Origin of the sequence: Commensalibacter communis (assembly GCF_947179105.1) — a bacterium.
Taxonomy (GTDB): Bacteria; Pseudomonadota; Alphaproteobacteria; order Acetobacterales; family Acetobacteraceae; genus Commensalibacter; species Commensalibacter communis.
In genome coordinates this window covers 144965-157311 of sequence record NZ_CAMXCK010000001.1, presented here as the reverse complement: position 1 = coordinate 157311, position 12347 = coordinate 144965, and the positions used below count along the sequence as shown (strand labels likewise).

The 12347-nt window shown below is 38.7% G+C and carries 11 protein-coding genes; 4 read left to right on the top strand and 7 right to left on the bottom strand.

Annotated features, from left to right (window positions below; all coding sequences use genetic code 11):
* Positions 1-140: 140 nt before the first annotated feature.
* Positions 141-3146 (top strand): bifunctional [glutamine synthetase] adenylyltransferase/[glutamine synthetase]-adenylyl-L-tyrosine phosphorylase, encoded by a 3006-nt coding sequence (locus tag PQG52_RS00800; RefSeq protein WP_271827465.1) that lies wholly within the window; start codon positions 141-143, stop codon positions 3144-3146.
* 50 nt (positions 3147-3196) lie between these two features.
* A complete protein-coding gene (bcp, locus tag PQG52_RS00795; RefSeq protein WP_271827464.1) occupies positions 3197-3670 on the top strand; it encodes a thioredoxin-dependent thiol peroxidase in 474 nt (157 codons plus the stop codon).
* Between the two features lie 7 nt (positions 3671-3677).
* On the opposite strand, the gene PQG52_RS00790 is transcribed toward bcp, so the two are convergent.
* The 3 genes from PQG52_RS00790 to PQG52_RS00780 are packed head-to-tail and all read right to left on the bottom strand — an operon-like array spanning position 3678 to position 6462.
* Complete coding sequence (locus PQG52_RS00790; protein ID WP_271827463.1) at positions 3678-4901, bottom strand: DUF4412 domain-containing protein; 1224 nt, start codon at positions 4899-4901, stop codon at positions 3678-3680.
* 55 nt (positions 4902-4956) lie between these two features.
* Positions 4957-5619, bottom strand: a complete 663-nt coding sequence (gene aat, locus PQG52_RS00785; protein ID WP_271827462.1) for a leucyl/phenylalanyl-tRNA--protein transferase — start codon at positions 5617-5619, stop codon at positions 4957-4959.
* Positions 5620-5622: 3 nt separating this feature from the next.
* Positions 5623-6462: an EcsC family protein gene (locus PQG52_RS00780; RefSeq protein ID WP_271789363.1), complete on the bottom strand. Its 840-nt coding sequence runs from the start codon at positions 6460-6462 to the stop codon at positions 5623-5625.
* A 260-nt stretch (positions 6463-6722) separates the two neighbouring features.
* On the opposite strand from PQG52_RS00780, the gene PQG52_RS00775 reads away from it, so the two are divergent.
* Positions 6723-7142, top strand: a complete 420-nt coding sequence (locus PQG52_RS00775) for a hypothetical protein (RefSeq protein ID WP_271827461.1) — start codon at positions 6723-6725, stop codon at positions 7140-7142.
* A gap of 197 nt (positions 7143-7339) precedes the next feature.
* Here the strand turns inward: PQG52_RS00775 and rnhA are convergent, their stop codons facing one another.
* From rnhA to ispH, 3 genes are read right to left on the bottom strand one after another with little or no spacing between them, the layout of a single operon-like run.
* Positions 7340-7789, bottom strand: coding sequence for a ribonuclease HI (gene rnhA / locus PQG52_RS00770; protein ID WP_271827460.1), 450 nt, complete (start codon positions 7787-7789; stop codon positions 7340-7342).
* Positions 7779-8738 (bottom strand): homoserine kinase, encoded by a 960-nt coding sequence (locus PQG52_RS00765; protein ID WP_271827459.1) that lies wholly within the window; start codon positions 8736-8738, stop codon positions 7779-7781. Before PQG52_RS00765 ends, rnhA begins: the two co-directional genes overlap by 11 nt.
* Positions 8739-8761: 23 nt before the next feature.
* Complete coding sequence (ispH, locus tag PQG52_RS00760; protein ID WP_271827458.1) at positions 8762-9745, bottom strand: 4-hydroxy-3-methylbut-2-enyl diphosphate reductase; 984 nt, start codon at positions 9743-9745, stop codon at positions 8762-8764.
* A 177-nt stretch (positions 9746-9922) separates the two neighbouring features.
* Here ispH and PQG52_RS00755 point away from each other — a divergent pair, with 177 nt between their 5' ends.
* Positions 9923-10540 carry a hypothetical protein gene (locus tag PQG52_RS00755; RefSeq protein ID WP_271789369.1) on the top strand — a complete coding sequence of 206 codons (618 nt, stop codon included), beginning with the start codon at positions 9923-9925 and terminating at the stop codon, positions 10538-10540.
* Between the two features lie 124 nt (positions 10541-10664).
* Here PQG52_RS00755 and PQG52_RS00750 read toward each other — a convergent pair whose 3' ends face one another.
* Entirely contained in the window at positions 10665-12179 is a 1515-nt protein-coding gene (locus tag PQG52_RS00750) for an acetyl-CoA hydrolase/transferase family protein (RefSeq protein WP_271827457.1), read from the bottom strand.
* Positions 12180-12347: the final 168 nt, after the last annotated feature.

Genomic DNA, 12347 nt, shown 5'->3' with positions numbered 1-12347 from the left:
AAGAATAAGGAATAGAAAGTTTTTTAACCATCGTATAAGATATTTTTGTGTCGTTATCGTCTGTGGTTCTTGGTCTGTATTCGATTGCATACTTTATATAACTACTCATCAATGGATTAGGAATTACAAGGATCATTGATATGCCTGCACCCCATTCTACCTCAATTCCGTGGTTTCATCAAAACTGGCCTAAACCAGCAAATCAACAATCCGCTGATTTATTTCACGAAGACCTTGTGAAATTATGGATACAGTATGAAAAAGATCCCTCTTTTTTAGATCAAGAAATAATCGTTAGTCTTATTCATTCTATTGGTGGTAACAGCCCTTATTTATCACATTTAATTTTACAAAATATCCATTTTTTTGAATTCCTATTACAAAATGATCCTGATCTTGCCTGTAAAATAACCTTTGATACGCTACATCAATTTTCAGCACAAGAATCTCGTCAAGCAGTCGCCAAAATAATACGCGTCACTAAACAAAAAATTGCATTAAGTTGCGCTCTGGCAGATATTGGAAATGTGTGGTCATTACAACAAATCACTTTAACGCTCAGCACACTTGCAGAAACAACATTAAATCTTGCTATTAATCACCTTTTACTCCATGCGCACCAAAATAAAAAACTAAATTTACACGATCCAAACACGCCTGAAAAAAATTGTGGATTTATTGTCCTTGGAATGGGAAAGCTTGGGGCAAAAGAATTAAATTACTCCTCTGATATTGATCTGATAATTTTATACGATCCTGACACTTATCCAGATAATGATGACTTAAATACGGTTTTTGTGAGACTGACACGTCAACTCGTTTCTTTAATGGAAGAGCGCGACGAAAATGGCTATGTATTCCGAACTGATTTGCGTTTACGTCCAGACCCCTCTTCTTCTCCTTTGGCTGTTTCTTTACCAGCAGCAATTACTTATTACGAAAGTTTAGGTCAAACATGGGAACGCACTGCAATGAGCAAAGCCAGACCGATTGCAGGGGACATTCCAGCTGGTTATGCTTTCTTAGAAGCCATTCGTCCGTTCATTTGGCGCAGACATCTCGACTTCACCGTGATTGACGATATTCACGCAATGAAAAAAAGAATAGATCAACATAAAAAAACTGGCAAACAAAATTTATCAAAACTTCCCCCCAATATATCAGATCAAGACGCCCTAAATTGGCTGGTTGGTCAAAACATTAAATTAGGGCACGGCGGAATCAGAGAAATTGAATTTTGTCCTCAAACCATGCAATTGGTTTGGGGCGGACGTTTTCCAGAATTACAAGATTCCACAACCGTTGGTGGCTTAACAAAACTGACCGAAAAAGACTTACTGACCGCATCTCAAACACAAAAACTCATCGAAGCATATTCTTTATTGCGTAAGACTGAACATCGTTTGCAAATGCAAAATGATTATCAAACCCATTCTTTACCCAATAGTCTTGAGGAACTTGAACAATTTTCTATTTTCATGGGATATGAAACGCCTCAGAAATTTGCTCATGATCTATTTCCGTTGATGCAATTTGTCAGACAAACCTTTGAAGGATTATTTGCCACCCCTGAAAATGATGAACAATATATTCTAGATATGCCAACCGAAGAGCTGAAGGAATATTTAAACCAAAAAGGCTTTCCTGTCGAAGCTGCCACTATTTTACAATCATGGAATGATAGTGGTCCCAGAGCATTAAGAACGGCCAAGGCGAGAACTATTCTAACCAATCTGCTCCCTAAGTTACTAGATGCATTTGCAAATCAACGTAATCCGTTATTGGTTTTACAACGATTTGACACTATTCTGGCACGCCACCGTGCGGGTATTCAACTTTTATCCCTATTCGAACGCAACCCCGCATTAATCAAACGATTGTCAGCCGTTATTGGAACATCCCACTTTATTGCTGAACATATCGCCAGCAATCCAGCCGCTATTGATGCACTCTTAGAAACAAATTTGGTAAAAAACCGATTTGATTTACAAAAAACGATTCGAAATTACCTTAAAAATGCCGAATATTATATGGATGTTATTCCTGCGTTACATAGTTTAGTACATAGTGAAGAATTTCGATTATCCGTAGCACATCTAGATAATCAACTTAGCCTTAATAAAGCCCAGATTTTACGCACCTCTATGGCCAATAGCATCATGAAATCGTTGCTTGAGCAAGTTACCAAAGAGCACAAAAAGAAATATGGAATAATCCCCAATGGGGGGATTTGTATTGTTGTTTTGGGAAAAGCTGGCTCTTGGGAAATGACTGCTGGTTCTGATCTCGATTTAATGTTGATTTTCGATCATCCACCAGAAATTTACGAAAGTGTATGTAACACTACACATCAAAACAATTCAACGCAGCGTTCGCTCTCGACCAATAACTATTATATACGACTCACTCAGAATTTTATCTCTGCCATCACCAATGCTGGTTCAGCGGGCTCATTATATGAAGTTGATATGCGTTTACGCCCCTCTGGCAGCAAAGGTCCCGTTGCGGTTTCTCTGACTTCTTTTAAGCGATACCACAAAGAAGAAGCCTGGACATGGGAAAGAATGGCATTGACAAGAGCCAGAGTTATTGGTGGTCCATTAAAATTACAAAAAAAGATAACCAAGACTATTCAACACGCATTATTAAATGCACCTCATAACCTCAGAAATAAAAAAGTGCTAAGAGATACCGCTGATATGAGAGCACGTTTGTTAAGAGATGCCCCGCCCAGCAGTCCTTGGGATGTTAAACACCTTACTGGAGGATTAATGGAAGTTGAATTCATTGCTCAAACGCTGCAATTAATTGCCAAAAATCCAAGTATTTTTCATCCATGCACCCGTATTGCTTTACGAAATTTAGCCAAGCATAATGTTTTAGACGCTAAAGATGCGAAAATATTAATTCAGGCTGATTGTTTCTGGAGAAATCTACAAAGTCTACTAAGAATTTTCTTTGGCAAATTACCACCAAAAGAGATTACCACAGATCTGACACCTGCAATTATCGAAGTAATGTCCAGAGACCTTTTGGGAACAGCGACTCAAGACATTCAAGCCATTACGAAAATTCAAGAAAAAGCAGAAATGATTGGTAAGCAGGTCAGAACTATTTTTATAAAATATATTGGCTCTCTTACATAAACTGATATGCTGTATTTATTCTATTTCTTTAAATCATAAAGGTATGTGCAATGACGATATTAACCGAAGGTGCCAAAGCACCCAACTTTGAAATGCAAACACAACTAGATAAATCGATTTCCTTATCTGAGTTAAACGGGAAGAAATTTGTTCTTTATTTTTATCCAAAAGCAGATACTTCTGGTTGCACCAAAGAGGCTTGTGCGTTCGAGGAAAACCTTTCTACTTTGAACAAAATTAATATTCCAGTGATTGGCGTTTCAAGAGACCCCGTTAAAAAATTAAAAGCATTTGCAGATAAATATAATCTGACCTTTCCTCTGGCTTCTGATGAAGAAGGACATGTGACAGAAGCCTATGGCGTTTGGGTTGAAAAATCAATGTATGGCCGTAAATATATGGGCATTGAACGGGCTACATTTTTAATCGATGAACAAGGTACAATTGTTAAAATTTGGCCAAAAGTAAAAGTAACTGGTCATGTTGAGGATGTCTTAAAAACCATCCAAGAACTTGACCAATAAGCCTATTTTACTGCGCTGGTGCCAATTCTGTTAAATTAGATGGCACCTGAAATAGTTTTGCATCTTGTGGGGCATAATTCACTTTTAACGCCACTACCAACGGAATATTATTTCTTACAACACGTAACATCACCCCATCATCTGTATAACAAATGTCATTAGGATTGCCTTCGCTATCAATGATTTGCCATTCATTACAATGTTGACCTGCAACGGTGGCTTCACCAACCTTCATATAATCTCCAGCAGGCCTTTGCCCAGGGGCTAAAATTGAATCTCCTGGTGCAGGCATTGTTGTTTTTTTCTTTAATTCTGGATTTAACACAACCAATTGCTGCTTTTTATAATCGGTTATCATGTATGTATCGACACCTTGAGAATCAATACGTTGTTTCCATTCCCCTACAGACCAACGCATTCTTTGATGGAATGGTGGTAAACCAGGCATTGCTCCAGCAATTGCATAAACAACATCCACATCATGTTGAGGGGTAATAAAAGGATTTTGATCCGCATCGACTTTTAATCCTTTTGACTCATCTGCTGCTTTTGCTTTCATCGGAATCAAGGGTTGAGCTACACTATTCGGTGCAATTAAAGTTGGTGTATCCCCTTTATGTTCGGGCAATTTTACGGGCTGGTATCCAACAGGAATTTGAAATGTTGATTCTGGCAATTTGCTATAATCGACGGATAAAGCAACGGTTTTCCCTTCAACTCCGTCTGCATCAGTACCTTCTTGTTTTAACAAAACCCCATCATCTGTAATACAAACAACTGCCGAACCTTTGGGGCCTTTTACTTTCCAATCTCGACACAAAACGCCTGCAATACGTTCCGTGCCTTTCTTTTGAAAAGTCATTTTAGGATCTAAAAATAAACCATATTGATCGGATTTACTGGGAACAACTGCATATACCCTTGATTTATTGGCAATCACGGTCGCCGTTTTTTTTGCAGAATCAACAATGACAATTCCCATATTGTCAGGACCATCAACACGTAATCTGTTACCATCACCAGAAAAAATAATCTTTCTGCTTTGCAACAAAGACGAATTTTCTGGTTTGACGGCATAAAGAACGGTCACATCGCGTTTGGGCATAAATAAAGGCTTTTCAGAACTGACATCTTGAGCCCACGCCCCAGAAATCATCACGAAAGAACCCAAACCAAACATCACCCCTTTATATAAAGGCAATTGATAATTCTTTTGTAAAAGAGACGACATTCTTTTTTGAACCTTCATTTATTAACTATAATTATTCGATACTATATGCGCAAACTTATCTTGATGCACGCATTGCTTTGATTTCTTGGAAAATATCGGTCTGCCACTCATTATTTAACCAATGTCCTGATTGTGCAATCGCCTGATATAATCGTGTTTCATATGCTAAATCTTTAATCTCTAACCCACCGAATTGCGCCAAATGCGATGTCATAAACTGAGTATCTAATAGTTGGAAATGACCTAACCTTAACCGTGCAACTAAATGAACCAATGCAATTTTTGACGTATCCGTTTTTCTTGAGAACATGCTTTCTCCAAAAAAAGCTTGTCCGATTGCCAACCCATATAATCCACCAACCAACTGATCCTTGTCCCACACTTCTACAGTATGAGCGTGACCTCGTTCAAAAAGCTCAAAAAACAAAGAACGTATGGGCTGATTAATCCATGTTTGTTCTCTTTGAGGTGTCGGATGCGCACATGCATCAATCACCGCTAAAAAATCGGTATCGACTTTGACCTCGTATTGATTGGCTAAAACAGTCCTTGCCAACCGTCTTGATAAATGAAACTCGTCCAAAGGAAGAATACCTCTTTCCTCTGGACGATACCAATATAATCTTGGATCATCTTTATCATCAGCCATAGGAAAAACACCTTGCCTATAGGCTTCTAACAAAATATCAGCCGTAATCTCTTCGTTGCTTACTGACATATTTTAAGAGGCTGCATATTCGTCAAAACGTTGTTTACGAATATATTCAATCGTTTCCTTTGCCAAAGGTCCATGTTCACGTTCCAATCGACGTGCAACAAAATGCACGCGCGCCAATGCACGATAATGCGACAAGAACGCTGCATTCAAAGATGCACCACACAAAGCACTAACCACAGGCATCATTTGTAAACTCAATTTTTGTGACAGGCTAAGCCCGTATTGATAAGAAATATCCGCCATTAACAATACCATTGGTCGCCCACGCAACATTAATCGCGCAGAGAAAAAGCCTAGTTCATTTTCCTCATTAGCACGCCCTGCATTTCCAAAAGAGCGCAGCGCAAAGACTTCTAAACAGGCTCTCTTTGTATCTTCATTGGATAGATCCTCACCTTCTTCTTGGGCAATATTAGCAATCTCTCGCATCAGCGCCAATGTGGTAAAACTGATATCAGGCAGCATTCCTGTAAATCCAGTAAAACCACCCACAGCACCAGAAGTAACGACCATTGCTTGCATCACCGAGCTGCGTATTTTGTTATAGTTTGGTAAATTCTTCAAACGACCTGATTGATGATCCATACCTACAATTGCAACATCAAAAGCAATCTGAACGGCACTATTAGCTAAATTTTGTATTTTCTGTTGAAAATTGCCAGACAACCCAAGGCTACGACTACTTAATTTAACCGCGTGTCCCACAGCGCCCCCCATAATATCAGCAAGACGCAGCAAAACCCCTCGACCAGATTCCAATTTATCCAGCGCTTGCGTCAATTGGGCAATTTCTTGATCGTTCAAAGAAAGTGGTGTTAAACTTGTATGATCTTTAATGGTCATTTGCGAAACCTTCTTTTTCTTGGTATCATGATATCAAAACGAATGAATAATAAAGTAAATTACAATATCATATTATTTTTTAAAAATTGAACCTACTTTATCATCAACTTGATTTCATTGATCCCGTTTAAAGTATCTTTATTCAAAATATATGGCATAAAAACCATCTTTTTTTAAATCTCTATTATTCTACTTTTTATTATTGATTGCTGCATAAAAAGATTTATTTGTAATATAACTACTGGAAAAGGATTTATCAAATGTTCCGCTTTACAAAAAAAACAATAACCCAAACGCTTTTGTCTTTTTCTCTTCTCTTTGGCAGTATCGGAATGGCAAACTCATCTTTTGCACAACAAAATACAGCACGCCCCACCCCAAGTCCCGGCATGTCAGAATATCAACCTGTGCAAGAATACACCAGTTCAATGACTGCCACACAATCAGACAGTGTCACTTCTAAAAAAGGGCCTGGATTACCTGGTTCGACCCCAAGCCAATCCCCTAACAGACCATATAATGGACCATCCATTAATATTCCAGGAACGGGTATTCGTGCTTATTTTGACGCACCTGTTTCCCCGCCCTATAATGCCGCAGCATCTTATGACACATATGCTGGACAACCTGGTGGCAACAGAAATGCAATTTTACAACAGAGTGTTGGAGACGGATATTAATTTTATATTGCGCACTTGTTTGTGCATTCTTTTACCAATGCACAAACAATCCAATAAATCTACAATAACCAATAGATCCGTATATTGCCGCAAATTTTTGAAAAAGAAACAACTTGAATTACAAAAGCGATTGATCTAAGTCAAAATTAATTCACCTAAATATGATTCTTAATTTTAAACACAAACTATTATATTATCTATAATGCAATACGCCCTTGCGTGGCCAGCTGATCGACGCGTTCATTCTCAGGATGGCCTGAGTGCCCTTTAACCCAGTGCCATTGCACTTGATGACTTTCTGCTGCTACTTCCAAACGTTGCCATAAGTCAGCATTCGCAACGGGTTTCTTAGCCGAAGTTTTCCAGCCGTTCCGTTTCCAACCTGCCAACCACTCAGTAATTCCTTTTCTTACATACTCGCTATCTGTATATAAATTGACCAAACAAGGACGGGTTAATGTTTCTAAAGCCACAGCAGCAGCGGTTAACTCCATACGATTATTCGTTGTCTCGGCCTCACCACCATACAATTCACGCTCTTTTCCATGACAACGCAATAATACTCCCCATCCTCCTGCACCAGGGTTGGGACTGCACCCGCCATCTGTCCAAATATCAACAGAAATCAAAGAACCATCATGTTTCATTAGTAAGCGCTATCAATGTTTGATGGTATCGAAGGCGGTATAGATATGGTTTAGGGTCTTTTGGTGTAACCAAGGCATCTGCAGGCGTATGAATCCAATCATGTAGCCGCGTTAACAAAAACCTAACTGCTGCACCCATATTCAATATTGGGAAAAAATGTTTTTCCTCGGGCGTTAACGGACGTATAGTCTCATATCCATTTATCACAGCGGTCGATAAATTCGTTAGACAACGACCATCATCCTGAAAACACCACGCATTAATCGCAATAGCCAAATCATAAGCTAGGAAATCAGTACAAGCGAAATAGAAGTCAATAAATCCACTTAATTGATCTGGCGCAGAAAAAAACACATTATCTGGGAAGATATCAGCATGGATTTGCCCAACCGGCAAATTATCTTTATCAATTGGCCATTGGGATAATATTTCTTGTAAAACAGGTTCAATCTCTTGAATCAATTGCTCTTGATCGTAGCCTTTTGATTTATTTAATAACTCTTGCCAAGAATCTGGACCCACGTTATTTTTTCTGTATTTGGTAAAATCTGAACCAGCCAGATGTAGTTGGGCAATGGCTTGCCCTAGTACAAAACAATGGTGTTCAGTGATTTCAGGCGCTTCTTTTCCTTCAAGAAAAGTAACGATCGCTGCTGGTCGTCCAGCAAGAACAGTCAACGCAACGCCATCTTTATCGACAACAGGCAAAGGACATGAAACACCATGTTTAACCAAATGCCCCATATATTCTAAATACCAAGGTAATTCCTCAGCCTTAATTCGCTTTTCATAAAGCGTTAAAATATATTTGCCCGTCGTTGTTTCCAATAAAAAATTACTGTTCTCAACTCCCTGAGCAATTCCCTTCAATTTTACAAGATCACCGATCTCGTAATTTTGTAAACATTGCGAGACTTCCTGTTCTGAAACTTGCGTATAAACGGCCATGAATAAGCCCTATAATTCCCTAATTATCCTAGTGGTGCTGGTAAACTGAAGGTAACGTGTTCTTCTTTAACAATACGCTCTTCAATATCAAGACTGAATCTATCCGACAAGGCTTCAATGATTTCTTGCACCAACGTCTCTGGCGCAGAAGCACCCGCTGTAATCCCTAATACATTAACCCCATCCAGAGCATCCCATTCTAAATTTTCCAATTTAGGAATCAATAATGCTTTTGGTGCTCCAGAGCGTTCTGCAACTTCACGCAGACGTTGTGAGTTAGAAGAATTAGGCGAGCCAATCACCAGTACCAAATCACATTCTGGCGCTATTCTTTTTACAGCTTCTTGGCGATTCGTAGTTGCATAACAAATATCTTCACGTTTAGGGCCTTCGATCTGAGGAAAGCGATCACGAAGAATTGCTACAATCTCAGCAGTATCATCAACAGAAAGTGTTGTTTGCGTTATAAATGCTAATCTTTCTGGGTTCTCTGGTTGAACCGTTCTCGCTTCATCTGCATCTTTAATTAACGTTACTGCACCAGCAGGTAATTGCCCCATTGTGCCGACAACTTCAGGATGCCCAGCATGTCCAATCATCAAAATATGACGAGAGTTTTCTCCACCATTTGCAAAATGGCGTTCTGCTTCTCTATGCACTTTGGAAACCAACGGACAGGTTGCATCAAGATAAAGCAAATTACGACGTTCCGCCTCTAGTGGCACCGTTTTAGGCACACCATGAGCTGAAAATACAACATGCGCATCCTGTGGAACTTCATCAAGTTCTTCTACAAAGATAGCACCTTGTTTTTCTAAATCTTCAACAACAGTACGATTATGAACAATTTCATGACGCACGTAAACAGGAGCACCATACCTGCGCAATGCTTCTTCCACCACACGAATGGCACGATCTACACCCGCACAAAAACCACGTGGTCCAGCCAATAAGACTTTTAATGCACGAGAATCTGTCGCAGAGGATTCTAAATTTTGACTAGGCATGACTTTTCCAAATAAATAATTAATGTATATACTATATATTTATAGTTTGATCGGTAGGCAAGATACCATTTCACATTAAGAATTTAAATATACAGTATATTCCACATTTAATCATTTTGCTTTATGTTATGCAAACATCATTGTTCTTAATCAATATACTATCATGGCAGTAAAAATATGATTCTTTTAAACATTCTTCAAAAACCAGTATTAAACACTTTGTTTGTTCCAATAAGTGCCAGCCTTTTCCTCTTAGGATGTAATGCAAAAGAAACATATGATTTCCCACCTGCTTGTCCCAAGGTGACGGTTCTTTCCTCTGCCTCTGATGCCTATCAATTTTCAAATAATACAAATGATCTTGCTCATCTGGTAACCAAAGCAAGTATCTTAGGAGCCGAAGGAAATTGTATAGATGATCCTAAAAACGAAGATAATAAAGAGAAGAAAAAACGAAAAAAAGCGTATACCGATAAAATCGATACAACGATGAATGTCGTCATTCAAGTCAAACGTGGTCCTGCAGCACAAGAACGTCGCTATCAAATTCCATACTTTATTACGATGATTAAAAACGGCGAGATTATAGATAAACAGCAATTTGTTGCAAATGTACAATTTCCAGATAACATCGATCAAGTTACTTTAAAATCTGATAAAATATTACTCAAAATCCCAGCAACAGCCGATAGACAACCAGATGGATATGAGCTGTTTATTGGTTTTCAATTATCACCGGAACAACTTGCGTATAATCGTGATCATTTCAGACCTGTACAGTATAAGAGTTACTGATAATTTTAAACTGCAAGGTTATTATATGTAACCTTGCCAGCTCTAACATCTAAACCCGTCCGTTTTGCAACATTCTGGTCAATCACTACAATAATATCAACAGACGGAGTTAAAAGATTTAAATTTACTTCGGCAGCATGCTACCCGTAGCAACAAAACGCTCATGCCAAGAAAGAGCTTCTTTTAAATAATGCGGTGTATACATCGAACCATTATCTAAACCTTTTTTGAAATATTCTCTTAATAAAGGTCTAAAGTTTGGATGTGCACATTTTTCAATTAATAATTCTGCACGTTGTTTCGGAGCAAGCCCTCGCAGATCAGCCAACCCATATTCTGTCACTACGGCATGAATATCCATAGAGGCATGATCTACTCTAGAAACCATCGGAACAATTGCAGAAATTGCACCATTTTTAGCCAAAGATGGTGTCATAAAAATTGTAAGTTTAGAGTTTCGTGCGAAATCACCAGACCCACCAATCCCATTCATCATGCGCGTACCCATAATATGGGTTGAATTAACATTACCAAAAATATCAATTTCAATAGCAGCATTCATCGCAATACACCCAAGACGGCGTATGACTTCAGGATGATTGCTAATTTCTTGAGGTCTCAGAATAATTTTATCGCGGAACTTACTGATGTTATCATTAAAATACTGTACTTTCTCAGGGCTAAGTGAAAACGAAGTCGCTGAAGCAACACTCATTTTTCCACTTTCCAACATTGCTAACATCCCATCTTGGATCACCTCGGTATAGGCTGTCAGATTTTCAAAATCTCCTTGACTTAACGCTTCCATCACAGCATTGGCAACATTTCCAACCCCTGATTGTAATGGTAAGAATTTTTCCGGAATTCGACCTTTCTTTTTTTCATCTTTTAAGAATTCCATCAAATGACCTGCGATCATACGCGCATTATCATCAGGTGGGCTAAACGGAGTATTACGATCAGACATATCGGTTTCTACAATAGCAACCACCTTCTCAAGATCAACCGTCATATAATCAACACCAATACGATCTGATGGAGTACGAATAGGGATAATATCCTGCGGATAATTGGTGGAAACTTCCCAAATGTCGTGCATTCCGTCTAGTTCTTCGGGTTGCCATGAATTAACTTCTAAAATAACTTTTTTAGCACTATTTAACCAAAGCTGGTTATTCCCAACTGCCGACGAAGCAATCAATGTGCCGTCTGCACGAACGCTTGACAATTCAATAATTGCAACATCCATATCACCGATTGCACCGCTACGATAAAAAGGAGCAACCTGACCCAAATGCATATCAAAATAGGTTGTATCACCATTGTTAATACGCTCACGCATTTTTGGGTCTGTATTAAAAGATGACCGATAAGAAACACCATTGACTTCTGCGAGAACACCATCCATTTGAGGACCAGTTGAAGCACCCGTCAGCACTTTAATTTTGAACTCTTCACCTTTATTATGAGATTCTTTTATGCGCTGAGCCAAAGCACCTGGAACAGCCTTAGGATAACCTGAGCCTGTAAAACCACTAACCCCCACTAAATCACCATGCTTAATCCATTGTGCAGCATCCTCTGCACTACATATCTTACGTTGTAATCCAGTATGATGAATACGCTTATCTTGATTCATAATGCCCTCTTATTAATTGTAATTGAAACAATATAACCCGCTTTGCCCTCAAAAAGAGATAAAAAACTGTACGTACGCAGCACAAAACACCGTGAGCGCATATTCAAGAGATTCCTTTTATGAAATATATGATGCAAATTTTGTACTTTATGTTTAAAATACTTTCTT

Coding starts and splice junctions, on each gene's coding strand:
- PQG52_RS00790 (WP_271827463.1), bottom strand. CDS start 4,901: ATGTCGTCTCTTTTACAAAAGAATTATCAATTGCCTTTATATAAAGGG.
- bcp (WP_271827464.1), top strand. CDS start 3,197: ATGACGATATTAACCGAAGGTGCCAAAGCACCCAACTTTGAAATGCAA.
- PQG52_RS00780 (WP_271789363.1), bottom strand. CDS start 6,462: ATGACCATTAAAGATCATACAAGTTTAACACCACTTTCTTTGAACGAT.
- PQG52_RS00750 (WP_271827457.1), bottom strand. CDS start 12,179: ATGAATCAAGATAAGCGTATTCATCATACTGGATTACAACGTAAGATA.
- ispH (WP_271827458.1), bottom strand. CDS start 9,745: ATGCCTAGTCAAAATTTAGAATCCTCTGCGACAGATTCTCGTGCATTA.
- PQG52_RS00800 (WP_271827465.1), top strand. CDS start 141: ATGCCTGCACCCCATTCTACCTCAATTCCGTGGTTTCATCAAAACTGG.
- PQG52_RS00765 (WP_271827459.1), bottom strand. CDS start 8,738: ATGGCCGTTTATACGCAAGTTTCAGAACAGGAAGTCTCGCAATGTTTA.
- rnhA (WP_271827460.1), bottom strand. CDS start 7,789: ATGAAACATGATGGTTCTTTGATTTCTGTTGATATTTGGACAGATGGC.
- PQG52_RS00775 (WP_271827461.1), top strand. CDS start 6,723: ATGTTCCGCTTTACAAAAAAAACAATAACCCAAACGCTTTTGTCTTTT.
- aat (WP_271827462.1), bottom strand. CDS start 5,619: ATGTCAGTAAGCAACGAAGAGATTACGGCTGATATTTTGTTAGAAGCC.
- PQG52_RS00755 (WP_271789369.1), top strand. CDS start 9,923: ATGATTCTTTTAAACATTCTTCAAAAACCAGTATTAAACACTTTGTTT.